Source organism: Halarcobacter bivalviorum (assembly GCF_003346815.1).
Taxonomy (GTDB): Bacteria; Campylobacterota; Campylobacteria; order Campylobacterales; family Arcobacteraceae; genus Halarcobacter; species Halarcobacter bivalviorum.
In genome coordinates, this window is record NZ_CP031217.1 from 765,642 (window position 1) to 788,566 (window position 22,925).

The following is a 22,925-nucleotide window of genomic DNA, read 5'->3' on the forward strand; positions in this document are numbered from 1 at the left end:
AGAGGGCTATTTATGATAAAGTAGTAATAATTAAATAACTAGGTTTTATATATGGGAATTTTTCAAAAAATCATTAGAGCAATCGCTCATGCCTCAATGCCAATTTATAAGTTTGAAAACAATGCAATAGCCTTTAAAACGGATACAGAAGAGTATTTTGAATATGAGCTAAAAGATTATGATATGAAAACTAGACATGATCCTTTTGTAGTTGATGCTTATACAATAAATAATGATGAAATATTTTTAGAATATGTAAAAACTGATACAAATACAGCTTGGAATGGACAAGCTTTAAGTATGTATGAAGACTTCTTTAAAGAGAAGTTACAAATAAAAGAGTTTGAAACTTTAGAAAAAGAAGAGGTTTCAAATTATACTTTTAAAGTAAAAAAAGTTGATGATGTTTTTATTCTTCATATAATTTATATTTGGGCTGTAAATACTGATGTATTTATAATTGATATGAAAGGTGATTTATATAAAAAACTGCTTGCTGAATTTGAACTAGATTATAAATATAGATTTGAAGAGGAAGAGAAAGGTCATGTTAATTTTAATATCTCTTTAGTAAAAGAGAATTGTTTAAAAGGATTTTTCAATGCGAGTAATTAAACATTTATTTCTTTTATTGTTAACAACAATATTTTTTTATGGTTGTTATAGTATAACTTCTTATTCAAATAGTACACAAAAGCTAACTTTTGTAAAGGATAAAAGTCCTTTTATCTCAATAGAGTTTTCTACTCCAAGACAAAACTACTACTCTTTTTCCTCTTGTGTTGATGATTCATATACTATTCAAGATATAAATAAAGAGTATGGAAAAATATTTTTAGAATATATTGATTTAAATAGTGCTTGTAAATGGTCAGGACTTCCAGATAGTTTTTTTGAGACAAGTGTAAATTTTGACTTGAAGTTAAAAGCTTTTGAAGTTGTAGAAAAAATTAATAGTGGAGCATACAGTTTTAAAACTTATAAAATCAATGATGAGAGTTATTTAAGTGCAGTTTATTACTCTACTACAAATACAAATATTTTCTTATTAGATTATGATGGGAAGTTTTATACTAAAATGCTAAAAAAAATAGACCCAAGTTATGAAAATAAATATTTAAATAAAAAAAGATTTGAAGGTGACTATACAAGTAGCTTAGTTAGAAAAAATATTATTGAGAGCTATTTTAGATATGAGAAGCTAGAGCTTTAAGTTCTTTAAGAACTTAAAACTTTTAGTTTCCAAATACTTTTTTTAGTAAAGAAGTAGTTTGTTCTACAGGATTTTCTCTGATTGAAGCCTCTTTTTGTGCAATCATTTTAAAAAGACCATCAATGGCTTTATTTGTTACATAATCTTCAAGATTTTCATCACTTGCACTTGGAATATATTTATCTGCACCAAAACTTTTTGCAAAATTCATAACTGAACTATTATCCACATAAGCTTTTCCATACTCTTTATAATATGAGTTAAAACTATTATAATAAGTAGAAACACTATTTTGCTCCATTGTTTTTATAACAATTGGTTTAATCATCTTTTTTAAAGCATCATTTGTATTTTCTTGAAAATAGTTTGTTGCTGAGTGTTCATCTCCTGCAAGGATTTTTTTAGCATCTTCTAAACTCATTTTTTCAATGGTATTCATAAAAATCTCAGCAGTTTTTGGAGCTGCATTTGTTGCTGCCCTATTCATAGAGTTTATTAAATCATCAGCGATTTTATCTCCTCCTGATTTTCTAATAATTGCCTCAACTTTTTGTAAATTTTCAGGTAAAGGAATTTTAACAAGTGAGTTATTTAAATATCCATTTTCAGCCCCTAAATTTTTAACAGCATAATCAACCCCAACCTTTAGAGCCTCTTTTAGACCTTGAGATACTGTATCTTGTGATAAAGAGCTTGTTGTAACAGTTTGTTCTTTCTTTGTGCTATCTTTTGTAAGTGTATCAACTACATCTTTTGTCAATGCATTAAAATCAAAGGCAAAAGATAAAGAAGAGCATAAAACTAAAGATGAGATAATTGCTTTTTTATTCATAATAATTTCCTATTAAGTTTTTAATATTATATGTTAAAATATCGCAAATTTATATTAGTAGGATAAAATGGTAGAAGAAATTTCACAATTTTTTTATAGCTTTAAAACAAAAGTTGTAGATTCAAACTCAATACAAAACGAGTATTCAAATGCAATTTTTGATTTTGCAGAAGAGTTAAAAAAGAAGAAATTAGATGAAGAGTTTAGAGAAAACTTCTTAGTGATTTTAGGATATACCCTAAGATTAGAAGATTTATCTCAAAGACTATTTTTTACTTTTCAAGAAGCAATTTATGCAATAGATTTAGATTTCCAAATGAGAAATGAAGACTCAAAGAAGTTAAATTCTATCGTTTATATTTTAGTTTTAGAAGTGATTTTAAAAGAGATTCAAACAAAAGAGATTGATGAAGTTTTAAAACAAGAGGCTTTAGAAGCTTATAAAAAATTAGAAGAACAAAAAGCAAAAGAGAATAAAAAATACCATATGTATCAATATTAGGTATCTTTATTTTTTGAGTTGGGATAATATCTCTTTTTAGGGATATTGTTTATAAGTAAAGCAATAAGAAGCATAATAAGTGCTCCTGTTGTTACAGGAATTAATACATATAAAAAACCTAAGTTATGTATTTGTTCACTTCCTATTACTGCAATTAAAGCAGTTGCTCCACCAGGTGGGTGTAAAGTTAAAGTTAATTGCATCACTAAAATAGAACTAGCTACTGCAAGAGCAGAACACAACCATAAATAATCACCAAAAAGTTTAAAACTAGAAACTCCAATAATTGCACTTAAAATATGTCCCCCTACAAGATTTCTAGGTTGAGCTAAGGGAGAGTGAATTGCACCATAAATTAAAACAGCACTAGCACCAAATGAGCCAATAACTAAAGATAAGTCAGTATCATTTAAAAAGCTAAAATGGATAAAAGCTATAGCAATTATTCCTAAGAAAGAGCCAATCCAAGACCAAATTAGATTTTCAAACTCTATTTTTTCAGTATTTATTTTTTTAAATTTTTTAAAAAACTTTTTCATAGATTATAGTTACCTTCAAAAAAATGAAGTATAACTATAATGTTTGTTTTATTCTATGACTTGAATCAATTAACAGATATTTAAAATTTCCTCTTTTATAACTTCTATATCATCTATTACTTTGATAATATCTAAATCACCTGGATCTATCATTTTTTCATTAACTAAAGTATTTTCAATAAATTTCATTAAATCCTGCCAAAATTCACTTCCAACAAGGTAAACTCTAAATCCATCTCTCATTTTTCCTGTTTGAGTTAAAGTTACAACTTCAAAAAGTTCATCTAAAGTTCCATATCCTCCAGGGAAAATAACACAAGCTTTAGAATATTTTACAAGCATATATTTTCTTGAAAAAAAGTAATTAAATGTAAGTTGTTTTGTAGTGTATGGATTTACAGATTGCTCAAAAGGCAAGTCAATACTTAATCCTACAGACTCTCCTACAGGAGCTTTAAATGCACCTCTGTTTGCAGCTTGCATTATTCCATCTCCACCACCAGTGATGATATTAATTCCTTCTTTAGCTAATAAATAAGCTAACTTTTGTGCTTTCATTGCATAAAGGTTTGTTTGTTTTGTTCTTGCGCTTCCAAATATAGTAACATTGTTTTTTAAATTCTTTAAAAGTTCTCTACCATTTGTGAAGTCATCATTTATTCTAGTACTATAAATTACATTATTTTTTTCCATGATTAACTCCTTTTATAAAAGCTAGATTATATTTATATTTTCATTATAAAGCTTGTAATCTTTTAAAAAAGTAGTAACTTTTATTTAATTTTCTAATTAATACTCACTTTTATCTCACTAATTTTTGCTAAAATGTCTTTTTTTTATCAGGAGAGCGTGTTGTTTAATGAAAAAAATATACCCAGACTTATTATTTTTACACCAATTATTACAGCTATATTAATTGCCTTTTTTACAATATATTTTTTCATAGAAAATCAAAATAACTATTTTGAAGAAGAGAGTTTAATTGTTGAAAAACAATATTTAGAAAAACAAAAAGAGATACTAAAAAAAGAGATTGATTATGCCATTAACTACATTGAACATAGAGTAAATAACAATAAAAAACTAGATGAACAAGAATTAAAAAAAGATATTTTAGAATATTTAGAAACTATTAGATATGGAAAACATGGATACCTTTGGATACATGATACGAACTACTATTTAAGAGGACACCCTTTTAGACAAAATAGTATTGATACCTTTGATATTGATTTAAAAGATGCTAGAGGTGGACTTATTACTAAAAGGTTTATTGATGAAACTAAAGAGAAACCAGACGGTGTTTTTATTGAATATTATTGGCAAAAACCAAATGAAAAAGATTTCTCAAAAAAACTTGGTTTCTTTAGACTTTATAAAAAATATAATTGGGTAATTGGAGCAGGTCTTTATATTGATGATATTCAAGATTCAATTGAGCAAAATAAAAGATTACTAGAAAAGAAGATTAATAAACATATTCGATTGGTTGTTACTGTATCTTTCTTAGCTATTTTACTTATTGGTGTTTTATCTTTTATTATGTCAAAAAAGATTACTCAAGTATTTAGTGCTTATCAAGAGAGTGTAAAAAGAAAAGAGCTTTTATTAGAGGATTTAAATAGAAACTTAGAGTTAAAAGTTCAAAAAGCAATTAAAGAAGTAAAGAAAAAAGATAGAGCAATGCTCCATCAATCAAGACTTGCTAGAATGGGAGCTATGCTTTCAATGATTGCTCATCAATGGAGACAACCTTTAAGTGAGGTTTCTGGAATTTTAATGGAACTTGAAACGGCAAATAAATTTAATAAAGTGACACCTTCAATGATTGAAGACTCTGTAAAAGAATCAAATAAGCAAATAGAATTTATGTCTAATACTATTGAAGATTTTAGAAACTTTTTCAAACCAGATAAATTAAAAGTTGATTTTTTTATTGAAGATGCTTGCAATGAGGCTTTAACTTTAGTTGATGCTTCTTTAAAAAACTTTAATATAAAAGTAGAAAAAAGAATTAAACATAATCCTATGATTCATGGTTATGAAAGGGAGTTTGCACAAGTAATTTTAAATCTTTTATCAAATGCAAAAGATGCTTTAATTCATAGACAAATTTCTGACCCAGAGATTAAATTAGTAGTAACAAAAAGAGATAATAATGTTATTATTAAAGTAAAAGATAATGCAGGTGGAGTAGAAGAGGATTATTTTGATTTAATTTTTGAGCCATATTTTACGACAAAAAGTGCTTCAAAGGGAACAGGTCTTGGTCTTTATATGGCAAAAATGATTATTGAAAAAAATATGAATGGCGAAATTAGTGTTGAAAATAAAAGAAGAGGAGCAAGCTTCTTAATTGTACTTCCAATAGAAGAGGTGGTTTAATAATATGGAAAATATAATCAAACAACTTCAAAACTATACTGTTCTTTGTGTTGAAGATGAAGATGGTATTAGAAAAAGATTAGTAAATACTTTAAAATACTATTTTAGAGGTGTTTATGAAGCAAAAAATGGGGAAGATGGATACTATTTATATAATGAATATAAACCTGATTTAATTATTACTGATATTGAAATGCCAAATAAAAGTGGTATCTCTTTGGTTGAAGATATAAGAAAAAAAGATATGGATACTTTGGTAATCATGGTAACAGCTTACTCTAATGAGGAGTATCTTTTAGAACTTATTAATCTAAATATCAATCAATATATTTTAAAACCTGTAAATTCTGACTCTTTATTAACTGGAATAATAAAAGCCTTTGGAAAGAGATTAAAAGAGATTATCACTTTTCATAAGGATTTATATTTTGACATGGAGCAAAGAGAACTTTTTTATAAAGAGCAATTAATTCCTCTACGAAAAAGAGATAAAGAGTTTTTGCTTTTACTTCATCGAAATAGAAATGTAGTAGTAACTTATGATTTAATAGAAGAGTATTTATGGCGAGATAAATCTATGAGTATCACAGCTTTAAAAACTTTTATTAAAGAGTTTAGAAAACGAATTCCTATTGAAATTATTACAAATAAGCCACAAGAGGGCTATAAATTAATTAATTCTTAATAAAAACTCACTTGAAACTCACTTGATTGTTTTATGATGAATTTCATAAACTAAAAAAGGAGTCTTAAATGTTTAAGAAAAGTTTACTTTTAGCTGCTCTTGCAAGTGTTGCATTAGCAGGTAATGTTAAGATGGATTTAAATGCAAAATATGGTGCAAATAACTTCCATACAAAAGGTGCTGAAAAGTATGCAGAACTAGTAAAAGATTACTCTAAAGGTTCTATTGAAATTACAGTACATGCAGGTAGTGCACTTATCAAAGGGAACCCACTAAAAGCAGTAAAAGATGGAACAGTTGCAATGACTGATATGTTTATTCCTTTTACTTCTGGTGGAGGAAAAGTGTTCGGAATCTCTGCTTTACCATTTATTGCAAACTCATATGAAGATGCTTATAAGTTATATCAATTAGCAAAGCCTGCTTATGAAAAAACTGCAAAAAAATGGAATCAAAAGTTACTTTATTCTGTAACATGGCCAGCATCTGGTTTTTATTCAAAAAAAGAAGTTACAAAACTATCTGATTTTGAAGGTGTAAAAACTAGAACTTATGATAAAAACTCAGCTTCATTTATTAATAAAGCGGGTGGAAATGCAGTTGCATTACCATGGGGAGAGGTTTATTCTTCATTAAGAACTGGTCTAGTAGACTCTGTAGTTACTTCTTCAGCATCTGGAAAAGATGGTAAATTCTGGGAAGTATTATCTCACTATACAAAAATTAATTATGCTTACCCTTTACAAGCAGTTACAATTAACTTAGATTACTGGAACTCATTAGATAAAGCTCAACAAGAAGCTATGTTAAAAGCAGCATCAGAGATTGAAAAAGCTCAATGGGAAGCTGCAAAACAAGAAGATAAAGTTGCTTTAGAGATGCTTACTAAAAATGGAATGAATGTTAGTGAAGCAACACCAGAATTAAAAGCTCAATTAGACAAAATTGCTAATGAGTTATTAGAAGATTACTTAGATGGTGCAAATTCTCAAATTAAAGCAATTTTTGAAGAATACAGAAAGTAGTAAAACTTATGAGTTTTATTTCAAACTTTATAGATAAGCTTACCAAAATGGGAGCTTATCTGTCAGCTTTTATTTTAGTTTCTTTAGTTTCATTGATTTTAATAGAAATTTTTATTAGATCATTATTTGATATGTCAACAATGATTGCAGATGAGTATAGTGGATATTTTTATTTAGCTTCTATCTTCTTTGGTCTTGCATATACTTTTTCGAGTGATTCTCATATTAGAATTAATATAATTACTTCAAGGTTATCAAAAAAAGTAAATAGAAAAATTGATATTCTTGCAGCACTTATTACTTTAGCTGTTTTAGCTTTTGCTCTTTATAGAACAGCTTTATTTACATATGATTCATACTCTTTAGAGATGTTATCAGAAAATGTTTCTGAAACACCATTATATTTAACTCAACTTGCTATGCCAATAGGAATTACAATGTTTATGTTAGCAGTAGTATTATTTATTTTTAAAGGATTTACAAATGATTAGTGATCCTTTAATTTTATCGGTTATTTTAATTGCCATAATGTTTGTATTTTTATTATCATCATTATGGATTGGTGTTTCTTTAATTCTTACAGGTATTATTGGAATGTTACTGTTTGATCATAACTTACCACCTGTAATTTCTGTTTATGACAAAATTGGTGATTTATTAGCTTCATCTTTATATGATGCGTTAAATTCATGGTCTCTTGCAGCTTTACCAATGTTTATTTTGATGGGAGAAATACTTTATAAGTCTTCTGTTTCTACAAGATTATTAAATGGTTTAAAACCTTGGTTAGCTTTCATTCCTGGTGGTTTACTTCACGTAAATGTTGCAGCATGTTCACTTTTTGCTGCTGTATCAGGTTCATCTGCTGCGACAACGGCAACAGTTGGTAAAATTACATTAGAAGAACTGAAAAATAGAGGTTATTCTAAGACTTTAGCAATGGGATCATTAGCTGGTTCAGGAACACTAGGGTATTTAATCCCACCATCACTTATTATGATTATTTATGGTGTTCTATCAGATGTTTCAATTGGAAAGTTATTCGTTGCTGGTATTTTACCTGGACTTCTACTTGCTTCTTTATATTCATTTTATATTATGTATAAAGCAAAAGTTGATCCAAGTGTTTTACCTGATGAAAAAGAGGTATTTACTTTTAAAGATAGAATTAATTCTTTTAAAGATTTAGCACCTATTTTTTCTCTTATTGGGCTTGTTTTAGGTTCTATTTATGGTGGTTTTGCAACTCCAACTGAAGCTGCCGCTCTTGGAGTATTAGGAAGTTTAATTCTTGCTACATATTTCAAAGCTATCTCTATAGATATTCTAAAAAATGCTCTTTTAAACTCTGTTAAAACTTCGGTTATGATTGGGTTTATTATTGCTGGTGCTGTATTTCTTTCTCAAGTAATTGGATTCTTAGGAATTGCAAGAGCTATGAGTGAGTTTATTTCAGAACTTGGTCTTTCTCCATTAATGTTGATTTTATTAATAGGTATTATGTACATTATTTTAGGAATGATTTTAGAAGCAATTTCTATTGTAGTAATGACTCTGCCAATCGTTTTACCTATTGTAATTTTAGCTGGATATGATCCTTTATGGTTTGGTATCTTCTTAGTATTTATGGTTGAAATGGCACAGATTACACCGCCAGTTGGATTCTCATTATTTGTAATTCAAGGAATAAGTAACGAAAAAATTCAAACAATTTTAAAAGCAACATTCCCATTCTTTATCCTTATGATTGTTACTGTTGTTTTAATTACTTTATTCCCTGAAATAGTATTCTATTTACCTAATCAAATGATTAAATAGTTTTTTTGGTAAAATAAGGGATATTAATGGAAGGTAATGAGATGAATATTCGATTAAATTGTGATATGGGTGAAAGCTTTGGTATTTGGAAAATGGGAGCTGATGAAGAGATTATGCCATACATTAGTATGGCAAATCTTGCTTGTGGTTTCCATGCTAGTGATCCTTTAACAATGAATCGTTCAGTTGAACTTGCAAAAAAACATAATGTAACTATTGGTGCACATCCTGCATATCAAGATTTAGTTGGTTTTGGAAGAAGAACAATTCAATGTACTCTAGGTGAAATTAAATCAATTATTCTTTATCAATTAGGCGCTATTAGTGCTTTTTGTAAAGCACATGGAACTACTGTATCTTATGTGAAGCCTCATGGGGCTTTGTATAATGATATGATGAAAGATGAAAATATTTTTAAAGCTATTTTAAGTGCAATATCTTCATATGATAAGAATATAAAATTAATGATTTTATCAAACCCAAATAATGAGGCTTATGCTTATACTGCAAAGATGTACTCAATAGATTTAATCTATGAAGTATTTGCAGATAGAAACTATAATGATGATGGAAGCTTAGTATCAAGAATGAATCCAAATGCTGTTATCCATGATGAACTTTTAGTTATTGAAAGAATTCAAAATCTAAAAGAAAGAGGATATTTAGAGAGTATAAATGGACATAGACTTTTCTTAAAAGCAGATACAGTTTGTGTTCATGGAGATGGAGAAAATGCTCTTAGCTTTATTCAAGCTTTACAAAAAGTAGTGAGTTAAATGGAAATAAAAGTAGCTTCTGTTGATTCAGTTATTATCTATTTTGATAACAATATCTCAAAAGAGATTTCAAACAAAGTAAAAGCTTCATATGCTTATTTAAAATCTTTAAATAATGAAGCTTTTATTGACATTATCCCGTCTTATAGCTCAATTTTAATTACATATGAATTATTAAAATATGATTTTGAATCTATAAAAAAGTATTTAGAAGAAGAGCTAAAAAATGTTAAAGTAGATGATGACACTAACTCAAAACTTGTAGAGATTGATGTTTATTATGGTGAAGAAGTAGGTTTTGATTTACAAAGGGTTGCAAGTATAAATAAACTAACAATTGAAGAGGTTATAAATCTGCACTCTTCAAAGGTTTATGATGTTTATACAATTGGATTTTTACCAGGGTTCGCTTATTTAGGTGTACTAGATGAGAAAATTGCAACAAAAAGATTAGAGACTCCTAGAAAAAAAATACCAAAAGGTAGTGTTTCTATTGCTGATACACAAACAGCTGTTTATCCAAAAGATAGCCCTGGTGGTTGGAATATTATTGGGAAAACAACTTTTGAGTTTTTTGATAAAAACTTAGAGGCTTTATCTCAAATAGATATTAATACAAAAATTAAATTTAATCAAATTTCAAAAGAAGAGTTTTTAAAACAAGGTGGAATTATATGAAAGGCTTTGAACTAATAAAAGCTGGAATTTATACAACAATACAAGATAAAGGAAGATTTTCTTTCATGCATCTTGGTGTTACAAATTCAGGTTTTATGGATGAGTATGCTGCCAATGCTTGTAATAAGCTTTTAGATAATAGTCTTGATACTAACCTTCTTGAAATACTTTTTCCTTCTTTGCAGATAAAAGTTACTCAAAGTAGTACTATTGCAATAACAGGTGCAAAGTGCGAGTTTTTTATTAATGGTGAACAAAAAAATATTTGGGAAACTCATTTTGTAAGAGTAGGAGATGAGATAAAAGTATCTAGAATCCTTGAAGGACAAAGAGTTTACTTAGGTGTGAAAGGTGGCTTTCAAATTGAAAAAGAGTTTGGAAGTTACGCTACTTCACAAAAAGAGGGTTTTGGTGGTTTAAATGGCCAAAAGCTTGTAAATAATGATATTTTACCATATGAAGAGAATTCTACTTTTATAAAAAGAAGATGGAAAGAAAAATATATTCCTCAATATAAAAAAGAGTTAACTCTTAGAGTTATTCTTTCTTATCAATGTGATACTTTTGAACAAGATCAGATTGATAAGTTTTTTAATAGTGAGTACACAATTACTCCTGATTTTAACTCTATGGCTTGTAAGCTTGATGGAGAAGCTATTGAGTGTACAATCTCAAATTTAATCTCAGAAGCAATTGCTTTTGGAAGTATTCAAATTCCAAAAGATGGAAAGCCTATTATTCTTTTAAAAGAGAGACAGACAATTGGAGGTTATCCAAAAATTGGGTCTGTTTTAAGTCTTGATTGCTTTAAATTAGCTCAAATGAAACCTGGAAATAAAATTAGGTTTGAAAAAATTGAAGTTAATGAAGCACGAGAAAAAGTATTAAAGTTTATTGAAGCCTTTTCTTAGGCTTCAAGCTTTTTGATAAGTGAATTTAAAATTTCATGAAAAGAGTCATCTTTTTTAATAGATAGTGTAGAATATTTATAATTTGGTTTAATCATTACTCCAGAGTTACTCTTTAAAGTTGTTCCAAAAAGTACAGATGATGTATTTTTAATTAGATTTGTTACACTATTAAAATTATTGTTTTTAACTGAGATTATAAATTTATTAGTTAAATATCTACATATTTCAAAATCAATATCCTCTTTTTTAAACTCTTTATTTATAAATTCAAAAATAAAAATCAGAAGATTATTTGAGATTAATTTATTGTAAGTCTTTTTTATATATTCAAAGTCAGTAACATCTATTAAGATAATAATAGCATCCTCTTTTATTTTAGAGTTTTCTGCTAAATACTTATGATATAGCCATTTTTTATTATATGCACTTGTTAAATAGTCTTTATAAATATTTTCTGTAATATCTTGAAGTTCAATTTGTAAATCTCTTATTTGCGAATATAACTTTTTTAAAGCATCTGAGTTGTTCTCTTCAATTGCTTTTTGTGCATCAAGGGTTAATGTTGCAGCACTATCAATACTTTTAGTAGCGCTTTTCACATAATCATTAATAGTTCCTATCTCTTTTAATAGTAACTCATCAACTTCTTTTTCAAACTCTTCATCTTCTAAATCAACTTCACACAATTTGGCATGTTTATCAAAACATTCAAAATATTCTGAAGGTAAAATAACTTCTTCTTCAAGTAGTTCATTGATTGTTAAGTCAGTAATTTCTTTTAATCTATCTTTCATTACATCTCATCCATAATCTCTTTTATTGGCATAGGTTTTGCAATATAGTAACCTTGTGAATAATCAATATCAAGTGATTTTACATATCTTAAAATCTTTAAATCACTTACAAATTCTGCAACAATTTTTATATTTTGTTCTTTTGCAAAAAGTACAATACTTTTTACTAAGTTATAATAAACATCTTCATCAATCTTTTTAATTAAACTACCATCTAGTTTTATATAATCTGTATTGATATTTAAGATATGCTCATAGTTTGAAAAACCACTTCCAAAATCATCAATAGCAATACTAACATTATAATTTTTTACATCTCTAATAAATTCATTAACTAAATAGTAATTACTTATTTGCTTACTCTCTAAAATTTCAATAGTTAAATGTTCTCCCACATCACTATTTTTAATATTTTCTATAATAAACTCTTTCATTGAAGGGTTTAGAATATCATTATAGTCTAAATTAATGCTTACATTGATTTTATATTTTTTAATATAATCAATAACTTTGAGAATCATAATCTCCATAAGTTTATTGAAAAGTCTATATTTTCTTGCTTTATCGATAAAAACAGCAGGCATTAAAACTTGTCCATCTTTGTCGTAAATTCTCATTAAAGCTTCAAATTTAAAGATATCTTTTGTTTTATTGTCTTGAATAGCTTGAAAAAATGGTTCAACACTTTTCTCTTCAATATTTCTTCTTAAAATAGATAATAACTCTTCGTTTTCAAAGTGTGATTTATAAAGATTCACATCATAATACATAAAGTTTATATAGTTCATCTTTGCATTATGTAAAGCTTTTTCTGCATAAACTTGCAGCTCTTTTCCTTTACCTTTTGAAGAACCAATAGTAATATCAATATCAATAGTAAGGTCAGAATCAAGTAAAGAGAATTGATGTGAAATAATAGTATTAAAGATTATATTTTTAATCTCTATAATTTCCATTTTTGATAGGTCTTCATAGACTGTTAGATTAAAAACATCAACATGAGAATTTTCTACTGTAATACAAAGTTTTCTTTCAAGTGTAAATAGAATTTGGTTTTTTATATTAGAAGTTAAGAGTCTATGCAACTGCTTAATAATATAGTCCCCATTTTCGAATCCATATACAGCATTGATATCTTTCATATATAAAATATCAACAAGAAAAGTTGTTTTAATGTTATTTTTATAGAAAAATTTGCATAAACTATTGTACACAGTCATACTGCCTTCTTAAAATTAATTATTTAGTATATAAGATTAACTCTTTAATAAAAGTCAAATTTGTAATTTTTTTTAAGCAAATTGTCACATTTGTAATATTGATTATACATGCTGTATAATAACCCTTAATTTATGATAGTTTAGTTAAAATCTCATCCTAATAGTCAGAGCTATAAAAGCATTGGACTAAATATTAATTTAAGGCTATTAAGTGGAAGAGTTTATTAGGGAATGGGGATATGTTGCTCTATTTGCATACTCATTTGGTGGAGGATTTGTAGGCTTAGTTATTGCAGGTGTTTTATCATATGCAGGAGATTTAAATATTTTTATTTCAATTTTAGTTGCAGGTATTTCAAATTTTTTAGGGGATCAATTTTTATTTACTCTTGCTAGGCAAAATAAAGCTTATGCAAAAGATATGATGAAAAAGTATGGACGAAAAGTTGCTTTAGCACATATTTTGATGAGAAAATATGGTTCTTTTGTTGTATTTATTCAAAAGTATATTTATGGAATTAAAACACTTATTCCTTTAGCAATGGGACTAACAAAATATTCAGCAATGAAATTTGTTGTTTTTAATGCTCTTGCAACTATGGTTTGGGCTTTTGTTGTTGGATTTGCAAGTTATACTGCTGGAGAATATATCTTAAGTAGTAGTGAAGAGTTTAAATATGTTGGTTTAGCAATTGTTGCTACAATTTTAATAGGATTAGCTTATCTATTTAGAAAAGTTTAATTTATGAAGGAGAAAGCTTAAAAGCTTTCCCATTCATCATCTCCACTACTTTTTGTAGCTTTAATCTCTTTTGGTTTGATTGGCTTTGGTGCCTCTTTATATGTTGGATGCTCTTTTTTTATAACTTTTTCAATAGCTCTTTTTTCTTGTCCATTATAAGTTAAGTCTGTAGTACTTTTTCTAATTCTTATCTCATCTTTACCATCAAACTCTTTTGCATCTGCATGGTCAATAATCATATTTGAAATCTCTAATGTTTTTTGTGCAATAGTATCTGCTTGTGAAGCATTTTGCGCATTCTCTTGTGTGATTTTATCAAGATTATTTACTGCATCATTAATTTGTACCATTCCTGCAGATTGCTCTTTACTCGCTGTTGTAACATCTTCAATTAATTGAATAGTATTTGAGATATTTTTATTTAATTCATCATATCCATTAATCATATCTGTCGCAATCTTTTTACCCTCATTAGTTTTAAGTTGGGCATTTTCAACTAAATCTTTAATCTCTTTTGCTGCTTCTGCACTTCTATTTGCAAGGTTTCTAACTTCACCTGCAACAACTGCAAAACCTTTTCCTGCTTCACCCGCAGTTGCAGCTTCAACTGCTGCATTTAAAGATAAGATATTTGTTTGGAATGCAATTTGGTCAATTACAGTAATTGCTTCATTAATTGCCGTTGTTTGAGCATTAATATCTTCCATAGATTTAGCTGTATTATTAGCTAAGCTTTGTCCTGTAAGAACTGAGTGTTTAACTTTATCTCCATATTCTGCCATTTTTACTGTAGTTTCTGTATTGTTTTTAATATTTGCAGTAATCTCTTCTAAAGCAGCAGCAGTCTCTTCTAATGAGGCAGCTTGGCTATTTGCAGCATTTGCAATCTCATCCATATTTCTTGTTAGAGTATTCGCATTTTGACTTAAGATTAAACCACTTCTTTTATTTTCAATTAGTGTTTCAGTAATTACATTTCTTAGGATATTTACATCATCTTCAAGCTCTTTAATAATACCTTCTAAGTCATTCTCTTGAAGTTGTGGTCTAAAGTCAAGTTTTGAGTATGAGTTTAAAACTTTCATAATATTTTCAAAGTTTTCATTTAGAGTATGAAGCATCTCATTGATAATATTTTTTAGCTCACTAAGTGCAGGGTTATTAGAATCATGAGTAATTCTACTATCTAAATGACCTTTGTTAATCTTATTTGCAACTTCAATAGTATTTTCAATAAGTTTTTTATCTGCTTGAATATTTGCTTTTGTTTTATTAATATTTTCATTAATAAGTCTTGACATTTTCCCTAATTCATCATCTGAATGAACTACTTCTAAATGAATATCATCTTTTTCAAAATTAATAAAGGCAAAGAAATCATCTAAACCTTTTCTTACTAAATCAACATCTAATAGAATTGTAAAAGCAATTGTTCTAGCTAAAACAAGTGTTAAAATTACACCAATAGCACTTAAGATACCAAATAGAATAACTTCAAATGTTGCATTATTCATCTCTTCATCAATTGTTTCAATTAAATGTTCTGCAATATAGTTTTCTACTTCTTTTAGAAGATTGATTTTATCTGTAATTGTTGCAAACCAATATGAAGAATCAACTCCAAAGTTTGAATCAAGTCCTTTAAATAAAGCAATCTCTCTCATTCTATTTACTTCATCAATTGCTTTACCTTTTACTGTATTATTATAAAACTCTTTAGAAGATTCATCTGTGATTTTTAAAAATGAATCCATATAAGCATTTTGTGCTGCAATTAGAGTATAGAATTTTGCTTTCATTCCTTCACCAAAATTGTCTCTTGCAAAAGTATTTGTACCTACAGCTCTTTCTATTCCTGCTCTTTCTTTAGATAAAAGAAAGTTTAAATAAGCAATTACATCTTGTGATACTTTAGCATTAGTAGAAAGCTTTGTGATACTACTTATTGTATTTAATAAAGAAGTATTAACTTTTGTATAATAACCTATTGCCTCAGAAGCTGGTATATTTAAACCTGTTACTTTTGATCTTATACTAGAAAGGTTTGTTAACATCTCTAAACTTTTGTCTAAATTCTCGTTAAACTCTTGACTATAAGCTTTTGCATTAAAACTTGCTAAGTAGCTTTTCATCTCATTTAATCTAGTATTTGTAAGTTCTCTTTGTCCTGGAAGTTTATCATGGAATTTATTCCCTTTACTTCCTAAATATCCTGCTGTCATTCCTCTTTCTTTTTGTGTTTCATGAACTAAAGCACCTATTTTAGTTGATAAGACAATTACATTGTCTAAACTCTTTAAATTGCTATAATACATAAAAGAGTTATAACCAAGTTTTGCAGCTAATAATATTACAATACAAAGTGGTATCGACATTATTAGTATTAGCTTCTGCTTTATAGATAATTTTGAAAGCATTCTGGCTCCTTTGAGAGTGGTTTTGATGAAAATAATTTTTTCACAAATATTGAAAAGCTTATACTATTTATACTTAAAGATATTTAAATTGTAATATACTTGGAATATAATTTTATTACATTTATAATGATTTCGTTATAATAATTTAAAAAGAGGATATTGTTATCAGCAATTTTACCAAATTAAACCTATCAGATAAATTTTTAGATAATCTAAAATCACTTAATTTTAAAACAATGACAAGAATTCAAGAGGAGTCTTTACCTCTTTCTTTAGAAGGAAAAGATTTAATTGCACAAGCAAAAACAGGTTCTGGAAAAACTGTTGCTTTTTCTATTCCTATTGTAAAAAAACTAAAAGTAAGAAAATATGCAATTCAATCTTTAGTTTTAGCTCCAACAAGAGAGCTAGCAAATCAAATTGCAGAACAAATTAGAAAAGTAAGTAGGCATATTCATAATGTAAAAGTACTTACTCTTTGTGGAGGAGTCCCTTATAAACCACAAGTTGCTTCTTTAAAACATGGGGCACATATCATAGTTGCAACACCAGGAAGAATATTACAACATATTTTTGAGACAAAAATTGATTTAAGTAGCGTTGAGCTACTTGTTTTAGATGAAGCTGATAAAATGCTAGATATGGGATTTTATGAAGATATTCTTAAAGTGATTGAGGCTTTACCTAAAAAAAGACAAACAATGCTTTTTTCTGCGACTTATGAAAAAGATATTGAGACTTTAGCAAATCAGATTTTAATTGAACCACACTTTATTCAAGATGATTCAGTACATGAAAAACAGACAATAAACCAAATATTTTATGAAGTAAATGAGAATGAAAAAGATTTATTAATCCCATCATTAATTGCATCAAGAAAAGCCTCAAGTGTTTTAATCTTTTGTAATACAAAAATAAAGTGTGAAGAGTTGGCAGATATTTTATATGAAAATGAGGTTGATGTATTAACTTTACATTCTGATTTGGAGCAAAGACAAAGAGATGAAACAATAATCATGTTTTCAAATAAATCTTATCCTATCTTAATTGCTACTGATGTTGCTTCAAGAGGGTTAGATATTGATGATATTGATTTAGTAATTAATTATGATTTAGCAAAAGATGTAAAGACTCACATTCATAGAATAGGAAGAACAGCAAGAGCAGGGAAAAAAGGTTTAGCCGTATCTTTTTATGATGAAGAAACAAGATATAAAGTTGAGATGATTGAAGAAAAATTTGATGATTTGATTTTTGGTAATAAAGATGAAATTGAAGCTAGTTTAGATGAAATTGATTGTGAATATAGAACACTTTTTATAAATGGTGGTAAAAAGCATAAATTAAGAGCAGGGGATATTTTAGGTGCGTTAACAGCTGCAATAGGATTACCAAAAGAAGCAATTGGAAAAATTGATATTTTAGATTTTGTTTCATATGTTGCAATTAAAAAAGAGTATATAAAAAAGGCTAATGAAGGGCTTCGAAAAAATAAAATTAAGGGTAAGTTTATTAGATGTGAAATTAAGTAGTTATTTTATTTATGACTATTTTAAGACAGAGTTTTCTATAGTATAAATTAATAAGGAGTTTATCATGAAAGTATTATCTTTTCTAATAATTATGGTTTCGTTTCTGTTTGCTTCAGGTATAGATTTTGAAGATAGTTTAAAAAAAGCACAAGCAAAAGCATTAAAAGAGAAAAAACCTTTAATGATTATGTACTCAACACCAACTTGTCCAGAATGTAATTATATGAAAAAAAAGGTTTTCAAAAATAGTGAAGTAAGCTCTTATGTAAATGAAAACTTTGTTTCAGTTATTATGGATATAAAAGAGCAGGAGAAAGAACTTCCTTATAAATTTATTGGTATACCAACTCTCTTTTTTGCCGATGCTAAGGATATGAAACTTATTTCTAAAAGTTTAGGTGGAATGCGAGAAAAAGAGTTTTTAACACTTTTAAAAAGTATAGAAAAGTAGAGGAGTTATTATGAAATATTTTCTAATAAGTCTATTTTTTATTACATCTCTTTTTTCATATAATGAAGAGGATTTAGAAAAGTATTTAGAGACTAAATCTTGTGAAGAGTGTGACTTGTCTTTTTCAAATTTGAGTAATAAAGATTTAAAAAACTCTAACTTAATGGGAGCAAATTTAACAGGAGTTACTTTTGAAAACTCTGACTTACTTAAATCAAATCTTTGGGGTACAACCTTAGAAAATGTAAATTTAAATAATGTAAATTTAAGAGCTTCAAATCTAGAAGGAGCTATTTTAATCAATGTTCAATGTGATAATACAATTTTAAAAGGTGCAAATCTTTCAAATGCTACTTTAGAAAACCTTTCATGTAAAAATCTTTCACTTTGGGGAGCAAGGTTTTTAGATACAAGTTTTGAAAATGTAGATTTCTCAGGTGCAGGTGCAGCTTATTCGATTTTTGATTCAATAAACTTTACAGACTTAAAAATAGACGAAGCTATCTTTTGGAATGCAAAAATTTCTAACTCTACTCTTTCAAAAAAGAAGTGTGAATACTTAGAACAAGAAGAAGCTATTCTTTATGAAAATAGTTGCGAGGATTAAACTTTTCTTCTCTTTGCAAGTTGTTGAACATTTAGTTTATGACACATTTTCATTCCATATAAATAGATAATCCATGAAATATATATCCAAAAAAATGAAAATAGTAAAATTGCTAAAGAGCCATAAATAGTGGCATAAGTTTTATTATAAACTACATAATATACAAAAAGGTTTTTTGTAACGGATAATACCACCAGTGTAAAAAGTGATGAAATAGCAGCAGCTTTTGTATCAATATGTCTATTAACACTTAACTTAAAAAGTCCAAAAAATATTAACCAAGCAAAAGAGAAAGTGATTAACCAGTTAAAAATAGAATTATCATAAAAAGATAATACGATGTTTAATATAGCAAGCATTAAAGGCAAGGTAATTAAGAAAAATAGATAAAAGAAAAAAGAGGTTAATAAAGGCTTTCTTTTTGCATTATGTATTTTATTTACAATATATTCATAATCTTTAAAAAACATGATAAAAACAAAAAGCATATATAAAATACCAAGCCAACCAAGTTTATTTGAGTTTGAAATATAGTTTTTAAAGGTTTTAATAAAATCTTCTGAGTGCGTAGGATTTAAAATATCAAAAGTATATTTTATAAATACATCAGCATAGTTTTGTACTACTTCAAGGTTTGAGATAATTGCAATTAAAAGAGCAATTATTGGTAAAATGGAAAAAATTGTAAAGAAACTAAGACTTGCTGCATAATAAGTCGTGTCATCATTGAAAAATGAATCCAAAGCTTTTAAAAAAGTCTTAATTGGATTCTTTACAATTTCTGGTTCTTCCATTTTTATTCTTTTTAGTTTAGACCCATTTTAAAAGGATTTAAAATATTTTTAGGGTCAAAAGCTCTTTTTATACTTCTAAATAGCTCAAGTTCTGCTTCATTAAAAGCAATATTCATAAAAGGAGCTTTAGATAGACCAATTCCATGCTCTCCTGATAAAGTACCACCCATATCAACTACAAGTTGAAAAATTTCTTCAATAGCTTTGTGTCCATCTTCCATCTCTTTTGGATTTGTCTTATCTTTAACCATTACGTTTACGTGAATATTTCCATCCCCTGCATGACCAAAACAAGGAACATTAAATCCATATTTTTCACCAATTGCATAGATTGAATCTAGAGCTTCAGGAAGTTTTGATCTTGGAACTGAAATATCTTCATTAAGTTTTTTTGTTCCATAAATCATAGTTGCTGGACTTGCATTTCTTCTTGCAAACCATAACTCTTTTCCATGTGCTTCATCTTTTGCTTCAATAAAGTCAATAGAACCATATTTTGCAAAAGCCTCTTTTAGTGTTGCAATTTGTGAATCAATTTCAGCTTGTGATGAACCATCTACATCTCCAACTAAAATACCTCCAGCATTTTCAGGTAGGTCAATTTGTGGAAACTTTTGTTTTAAAGCTTTAATTACAAGAGCATCTAAAAATTCCATAGCAACTGGATTAGCACCAGCAGCAAGAGATTTAAATACCGCATTCATAGCTTTATTTACATCTGGGAAAACACCCATATATGTTTGTTTAAATTTTGGTTTTGGAATTAATTTTAAAGTAATCTCAGTAATAACTGCAAGAGTTCCTTCACTAGCAATTAAGATACCAGCTGTGTTATAACCAGCAACATCTTTAATTGTTTTTTTACCAGCAGTAATAATCTCTCCATTTGGTAAAACAGCTCTTAGGGCAACTACATAATCTTTTGTAATTCCATATTTTGCAGCTCTCATTCCACCTGCATTTTCAGAAACATTCCCACCTAAAGTTGAATACTCTTCACTTGCTGGGTCTGGGGGATAAAATAGTCCTACTTCTTCAACAGCTTTTTGAAATTGCATATTAATAAGTCCTGGTTGAACAACTCCAACCATATTTTCCATATCAATCTCTAAAAGTTTATTCATATGCCTCTCTAATGAAAGAATAATTCCTCCATTAGATGGTAATGCACCACCAGTGAAACCACTTCCTGCTCCTCTTGGAACAATTACGATTTCATGTTCATTACAATATTTTAGAATTTTTGATACATCTTGTTCATCCCTTGGAAAAACAACTGCATCTGGTTCAAATCTCTCTTTTGTAGCATCATAGCAGTAAGCAATAAGATGTGCTTTATCTGCTTTTACATTCTCTTCGCCTACTAGAGATTTAAAGTATTCAATATGTTCTTTATTTAGCTGCATTTTCTAAACCTAAAATAGTTTTATAATAATTATTATAGATGTCACCTTTTACTTGTAAAGCTCCAGATTCAATATCATCTTCTAATAAAATTTGTTCTTCTGTTCTCTCATCATCTCCTAAGAATGTTTTTAAGAATCCAAGCCAGTTTTCATAATCTAAGATTGATTCAAATGGATTTTTCTCAATTTTTTCAATTCTTGTATAAAATGGCATTTTTTCATCTTGTGTAAAGTTATAAGATAAAGAACCTTTTTCTAAGATAGCAAAAGTTTTAGTATCTACAATATATATTGTACTTCCAATAACAAAGAAAATTGTCCCAATATTTTGAGATGAAGCAAACTCTTGAATTCTCTCTTTTGAAGGTAATGGTTCAGCTTCAACTTTTAATTTTGCAGCAAAAAGATCTGAGTGTAAGAAATCATTATCTTTATATTTTTCTCTTGTTGCTAAAAAAGCATCTTGTGAAGGAGCAATAATCATTGAAGAATCATATAAATAATTGATTGTAACTTTATCCCCATTTACTGGTTTTCTACTTGATGTTGGAATAGCATTTTGTTTAATATCTAAAAATGGAATAATTTTTAGTGTTGAACTATTTGCATTTGAGTCTGTTACATAAGCATTTGCAATAATAAGAGATTTTCCATTTGAATATGTATGCTCAATAATTGCACTTTGACCAACTCTTAGGTTCCCTACATTAATCTCTGCTGTATCTTCAGATAGATTATTTAATCTTGTATAAATTGGATTATATTCTAATTTAGTATATTTGTTTTCCATAAAATTTGTATTATCAATAGAGATTAACTCTTTATCTGTTAATACATAAATATAGTTAAGACCTTTTTTACCATTTTCAATTTTTAAATCTTTTAACTTCCAACCATTTTTTTTCATCTCTGCAAAAGATAATTCACCTTTACATTGTCCACCATCTAATTTTGTAGTTTCAATTGTTGAAGGAGATTTCCAATCTTTTTTATAACAAATAGTAGTCTCTGCATTTAGTCCTTGAGCAAGAACAAAAGTAGATACTGCTGCAATTAAAGTTTTTGATAATAGTTTCATTTTATTCCTTAGTTTGCTTGTTGAAGTTCTTGAAGTCTTTGTTTAACTTCATCTGCATGAAGCACTTCAATCTTTTCACCTTTTACAGTTTTTTTCTTTCTAACATTTACTTTATTCCAAATTTCAGCAATTTTACCTTCAGGATTGATAATAAATGTTGTTCTAACAACACCCATGCTTTCTCTTCCCATGAATTTTTTTAATTGCCAAACACCAAAGTCTTCACACATTTTTCTATTTGTATCAGCTAAAAGTGTAATTGATAAATCATATTTTTCAATAAATTTTCTATGTTTTGCTGTATCATCAGGACTTACACCTAAAATAATAGCATCTAAGTTATCAAACTCAGGCTCTGCTGTCGTAAAGTCACAAGCTTCATTTGTACAACCTGGAGTTAAATCTCTTGGGTAAAAGTATAATACAATCCATTTACCTCTTAAGTCTCTAGAACAAATTTCAATATCATCTTGGTTTGGTGCACAAAAATCTGGTGCTACTTGTCCAACTTCTAACATAT

Annotated in this window: 25 protein-coding genes; 15 read left to right on the plus strand and 10 right to left on the minus strand. The window is 27.8% G+C overall.

The features are described 5' to 3' along the window. The first annotated feature begins 51 nt into the window (after window positions 1-51). On the plus strand, window positions 52-615 hold the full coding sequence (locus tag ABIV_RS03845) for a hypothetical protein (protein ID WP_114838645.1): 564 nt from the start codon (window positions 52-54) through the stop codon (window positions 613-615). Next, on the plus strand, window positions 602-1,213 hold the full coding sequence (locus tag ABIV_RS03850) for a hypothetical protein (RefSeq protein ID WP_114838646.1): 612 nt from the start codon (window positions 602-604) through the stop codon (window positions 1,211-1,213). Before ABIV_RS03845 ends, ABIV_RS03850 begins: the two co-directional genes overlap by 14 nt. Window positions 1,214-1,235: 22 nt before the next feature. Here ABIV_RS03850 and ABIV_RS03855 read toward each other — a convergent pair whose 3' ends face one another. Next, window positions 1,236-2,045 (minus strand): DUF4197 domain-containing protein, encoded by an 810-nt coding sequence (locus ABIV_RS03855; protein WP_114838647.1) that lies wholly within the window; start codon window positions 2,043-2,045, stop codon window positions 1,236-1,238. A 67-nt stretch (window positions 2,046-2,112) separates the two neighbouring features. Here ABIV_RS03855 and ABIV_RS03860 point away from each other — a divergent pair, with 67 nt between their 5' ends. After that, window positions 2,113-2,547 (plus strand): hypothetical protein, encoded by a 435-nt coding sequence (locus tag ABIV_RS03860; protein ID WP_114838648.1) that lies wholly within the window; start codon window positions 2,113-2,115, stop codon window positions 2,545-2,547. On the opposite strand, the gene ABIV_RS03865 is transcribed toward ABIV_RS03860, so the two are convergent. Together ABIV_RS03865 and ABIV_RS03870 are read right to left on the minus strand one after the other, a co-directional pair. Continuing rightward, a complete protein-coding gene (locus ABIV_RS03865; RefSeq protein ID WP_114838649.1) occupies window positions 2,544-3,086 on the minus strand; it encodes an HPP family protein in 543 nt (180 codons plus the stop codon). The genes ABIV_RS03860 and ABIV_RS03865 overlap by 4 nt on opposite strands. A 69-nt stretch (window positions 3,087-3,155) precedes the next feature. Further along, window positions 3,156-3,779 carry an LOG family protein gene (locus ABIV_RS03870; protein WP_114838650.1) on the minus strand — a complete coding sequence of 208 codons (624 nt, stop codon included), beginning with the start codon at window positions 3,777-3,779 and terminating at the stop codon, window positions 3,156-3,158. 159 nt (window positions 3,780-3,938) lie between these two features. Here ABIV_RS03870 and ABIV_RS03875 point away from each other — a divergent pair, with 159 nt between their 5' ends. The 8 genes from ABIV_RS03875 to ABIV_RS03910 all read left to right on the plus strand — a co-directional run bounded on the left by ABIV_RS03875 (window position 3,939) and on the right by ABIV_RS03910 (window position 11,364). Then, window positions 3,939-5,471, plus strand: a complete 1,533-nt coding sequence (locus ABIV_RS03875) for a sensor histidine kinase (protein ID WP_114838651.1) — start codon at window positions 3,939-3,941, stop codon at window positions 5,469-5,471. Between the two features lie 4 nt (window positions 5,472-5,475). Further along, complete coding sequence (locus ABIV_RS03880) at window positions 5,476-6,156, plus strand: response regulator transcription factor (RefSeq protein WP_114838652.1); 681 nt, start codon at window positions 5,476-5,478, stop codon at window positions 6,154-6,156. Between the two features lie 68 nt (window positions 6,157-6,224). Then, window positions 6,225-7,181, plus strand: coding sequence for a TRAP transporter substrate-binding protein (locus tag ABIV_RS03885; RefSeq protein ID WP_114838653.1), 957 nt, complete (start codon window positions 6,225-6,227; stop codon window positions 7,179-7,181). Window positions 7,182-7,189: 8 nt separating this feature from the next. Beyond that, on the plus strand, window positions 7,190-7,672 hold the full coding sequence (locus ABIV_RS03890) for a TRAP transporter small permease subunit (RefSeq protein ID WP_114838654.1): 483 nt from the start codon (window positions 7,190-7,192) through the stop codon (window positions 7,670-7,672). Next, on the plus strand, window positions 7,665-8,999 hold the full coding sequence (locus ABIV_RS03895) for a TRAP transporter large permease (RefSeq protein WP_114838655.1): 1,335 nt from the start codon (window positions 7,665-7,667) through the stop codon (window positions 8,997-8,999). Before ABIV_RS03890 ends, ABIV_RS03895 begins: the two co-directional genes overlap by 8 nt. 26 nt (window positions 9,000-9,025) lie before the next feature. Continuing rightward, window positions 9,026-9,775 carry a 5-oxoprolinase subunit PxpA gene (locus ABIV_RS03900; RefSeq protein ID WP_114838656.1) on the plus strand — a complete coding sequence of 250 codons (750 nt, stop codon included), beginning with the start codon at window positions 9,026-9,028 and terminating at the stop codon, window positions 9,773-9,775. Beyond that, a complete protein-coding gene (pxpB, locus tag ABIV_RS03905; RefSeq protein ID WP_114838657.1) occupies window positions 9,776-10,453 on the plus strand; it encodes a 5-oxoprolinase subunit PxpB in 678 nt (225 codons plus the stop codon). Beyond that, on the plus strand, window positions 10,450-11,364 hold the full coding sequence (locus ABIV_RS03910) for a 5-oxoprolinase subunit C family protein (protein ID WP_114838658.1): 915 nt from the start codon (window positions 10,450-10,452) through the stop codon (window positions 11,362-11,364). The genes pxpB and ABIV_RS03910 overlap by 4 nt, the downstream gene beginning before the upstream one ends. Here the strand turns inward: ABIV_RS03910 and ABIV_RS03915 are convergent. Both ABIV_RS03915 and ABIV_RS03920 read right to left on the minus strand, forming a co-directional pair. Beyond that, window positions 11,361-12,158, minus strand: coding sequence for a diguanylate cyclase domain-containing protein (locus tag ABIV_RS03915; RefSeq protein WP_114838659.1), 798 nt, complete (start codon window positions 12,156-12,158; stop codon window positions 11,361-11,363). The two genes, ABIV_RS03910 and ABIV_RS03915, sit on opposite strands and share 4 nt — an antisense overlap. Next, the gene (locus ABIV_RS03920; protein WP_162917972.1) at window positions 12,158-13,372 is read right to left on the minus strand and encodes an EAL domain-containing protein; all 1,215 of its coding nucleotides are present in this window, start codon (window positions 13,370-13,372) and stop codon (window positions 12,158-12,160) included. The genes ABIV_RS03915 and ABIV_RS03920 overlap by 1 nt, the downstream gene beginning before the upstream one ends. 217 nt (window positions 13,373-13,589) lie before the next feature. Here ABIV_RS03920 and ABIV_RS03925 point away from each other — a divergent pair, with 217 nt between their 5' ends. Further along, window positions 13,590-14,120: a DedA family protein gene (locus ABIV_RS03925; protein WP_114838661.1), complete on the plus strand. Its 531-nt coding sequence runs from the start codon at window positions 13,590-13,592 to the stop codon at window positions 14,118-14,120. Between the two features lie 17 nt (window positions 14,121-14,137). Here the strand turns inward: ABIV_RS03925 and ABIV_RS03930 are convergent, their stop codons facing one another. Beyond that, the gene (locus tag ABIV_RS03930; protein ID WP_114838662.1) at window positions 14,138-16,537 is read right to left on the minus strand and encodes a methyl-accepting chemotaxis protein; all 2,400 of its coding nucleotides are present in this window, start codon (window positions 16,535-16,537) and stop codon (window positions 14,138-14,140) included. 164 nt (window positions 16,538-16,701) lie between these two features. Here ABIV_RS03930 and dbpA point away from each other — a divergent pair, with 164 nt between their 5' ends. The 3 genes from dbpA (at window position 16,702) to ABIV_RS03945 (ending at window position 19,127) form a co-directional block, all read left to right on the plus strand. Beyond that, window positions 16,702-18,069 carry an ATP-dependent RNA helicase DbpA gene (gene dbpA / locus ABIV_RS03935; protein ID WP_114838663.1) on the plus strand — a complete coding sequence of 456 codons (1,368 nt, stop codon included), beginning with the start codon at window positions 16,702-16,704 and terminating at the stop codon, window positions 18,067-18,069. A 64-nt stretch (window positions 18,070-18,133) separates the two neighbouring features. Next, window positions 18,134-18,520: a thioredoxin family protein gene (locus tag ABIV_RS03940; protein WP_114838664.1), complete on the plus strand. Its 387-nt coding sequence runs from the start codon at window positions 18,134-18,136 to the stop codon at window positions 18,518-18,520. A 10-nt stretch (window positions 18,521-18,530) separates the two neighbouring features. Then, entirely contained in the window at window positions 18,531-19,127 is a 597-nt protein-coding gene (locus ABIV_RS03945; protein ID WP_114838665.1) for a pentapeptide repeat-containing protein, read from the plus strand. Here ABIV_RS03945 and ABIV_RS03950 read toward each other — a convergent pair. The 4 genes from ABIV_RS03950 to bcp are packed head-to-tail and all read right to left on the minus strand — an operon-like array spanning window position 19,124 to window position 22,923. Continuing rightward, window positions 19,124-19,921 carry a YihY/virulence factor BrkB family protein gene (locus ABIV_RS03950; protein WP_114838666.1) on the minus strand — a complete coding sequence of 266 codons (798 nt, stop codon included), beginning with the start codon at window positions 19,919-19,921 and terminating at the stop codon, window positions 19,124-19,126. The two genes, ABIV_RS03945 and ABIV_RS03950, sit on opposite strands and share 4 nt — an antisense overlap. A gap of 11 nt (window positions 19,922-19,932) precedes the next feature. Beyond that, window positions 19,933-21,327: an FAD-binding oxidoreductase gene (locus ABIV_RS03955; RefSeq protein ID WP_114838667.1), complete on the minus strand. Its 1,395-nt coding sequence runs from the start codon at window positions 21,325-21,327 to the stop codon at window positions 19,933-19,935. Further along, window positions 21,314-22,405, minus strand: a complete 1,092-nt coding sequence (locus ABIV_RS03960; RefSeq protein WP_114838668.1) for a plasminogen-binding N-terminal domain-containing protein — start codon at window positions 22,403-22,405, stop codon at window positions 21,314-21,316. The genes ABIV_RS03955 and ABIV_RS03960 overlap by 14 nt, the downstream gene beginning before the upstream one ends. Before the next feature lie 8 nt (window positions 22,406-22,413). After that, complete coding sequence (gene bcp / locus ABIV_RS03965) at window positions 22,414-22,923, minus strand: thioredoxin-dependent thiol peroxidase (RefSeq protein WP_114838669.1); 510 nt, start codon at window positions 22,921-22,923, stop codon at window positions 22,414-22,416. Window positions 22,924-22,925: the final 2 nt, after the last annotated feature.

What these genes read in the sequence shown, in the direction of transcription:
- ABIV_RS03950 (WP_114838666.1), bottom strand. Translation starts at nt 19,921, where the DNA reads ATGGAAGAACCAGAAATTGTAAAGAATCCAATTAAGACTTTTTTAAAA.
- ABIV_RS03945 (WP_114838665.1), top strand. Translation starts at nt 18,531, where the DNA reads ATGAAATATTTTCTAATAAGTCTATTTTTTATTACATCTCTTTTTTCA.
- ABIV_RS03890 (WP_114838654.1), top strand. Translation starts at nt 7,190, where the DNA reads ATGAGTTTTATTTCAAACTTTATAGATAAGCTTACCAAAATGGGAGCT.
- ABIV_RS03955 (WP_114838667.1), bottom strand. Translation starts at nt 21,327, where the DNA reads ATGCAGCTAAATAAAGAACATATTGAATACTTTAAATCTCTAGTAGGC.
- ABIV_RS03895 (WP_114838655.1), top strand. Translation starts at nt 7,665, where the DNA reads ATGATTAGTGATCCTTTAATTTTATCGGTTATTTTAATTGCCATAATG.
- ABIV_RS03850 (WP_114838646.1), top strand. Translation starts at nt 602, where the DNA reads ATGCGAGTAATTAAACATTTATTTCTTTTATTGTTAACAACAATATTT.
- ABIV_RS03910 (WP_114838658.1), top strand. Translation starts at nt 10,450, where the DNA reads ATGAAAGGCTTTGAACTAATAAAAGCTGGAATTTATACAACAATACAA.
- ABIV_RS03880 (WP_114838652.1), top strand. Translation starts at nt 5,476, where the DNA reads ATGGAAAATATAATCAAACAACTTCAAAACTATACTGTTCTTTGTGTT.
- ABIV_RS03915 (WP_114838659.1), bottom strand. Translation starts at nt 12,158, where the DNA reads ATGAAAGATAGATTAAAAGAAATTACTGACTTAACAATCAATGAACTA.
- ABIV_RS03900 (WP_114838656.1), top strand. Translation starts at nt 9,026, where the DNA reads ATGGAAGGTAATGAGATGAATATTCGATTAAATTGTGATATGGGTGAA.
- ABIV_RS03870 (WP_114838650.1), bottom strand. Translation starts at nt 3,779, where the DNA reads ATGGAAAAAAATAATGTAATTTATAGTACTAGAATAAATGATGACTTC.
- bcp (WP_114838669.1), bottom strand. Translation starts at nt 22,923, where the DNA reads ATGTTAGAAGTTGGACAAGTAGCACCAGATTTTTGTGCACCAAACCAA.
- ABIV_RS03940 (WP_114838664.1), top strand. Translation starts at nt 18,134, where the DNA reads ATGAAAGTATTATCTTTTCTAATAATTATGGTTTCGTTTCTGTTTGCT.
- ABIV_RS03930 (WP_114838662.1), bottom strand. Translation starts at nt 16,537, where the DNA reads ATGCTTTCAAAATTATCTATAAAGCAGAAGCTAATACTAATAATGTCG.
- ABIV_RS03860 (WP_114838648.1), top strand. Translation starts at nt 2,113, where the DNA reads ATGGTAGAAGAAATTTCACAATTTTTTTATAGCTTTAAAACAAAAGTT.
- pxpB (WP_114838657.1), top strand. Translation starts at nt 9,776, where the DNA reads ATGGAAATAAAAGTAGCTTCTGTTGATTCAGTTATTATCTATTTTGAT.
- ABIV_RS03885 (WP_114838653.1), top strand. Translation starts at nt 6,225, where the DNA reads ATGTTTAAGAAAAGTTTACTTTTAGCTGCTCTTGCAAGTGTTGCATTA.
- ABIV_RS03845 (WP_114838645.1), top strand. Translation starts at nt 52, where the DNA reads ATGGGAATTTTTCAAAAAATCATTAGAGCAATCGCTCATGCCTCAATG.
- ABIV_RS03865 (WP_114838649.1), bottom strand. Translation starts at nt 3,086, where the DNA reads ATGAAAAAGTTTTTTAAAAAATTTAAAAAAATAAATACTGAAAAAATA.
- ABIV_RS03960 (WP_114838668.1), bottom strand. Translation starts at nt 22,405, where the DNA reads ATGAAACTATTATCAAAAACTTTAATTGCAGCAGTATCTACTTTTGTT.
- ABIV_RS03855 (WP_114838647.1), bottom strand. Translation starts at nt 2,045, where the DNA reads ATGAATAAAAAAGCAATTATCTCATCTTTAGTTTTATGCTCTTCTTTA.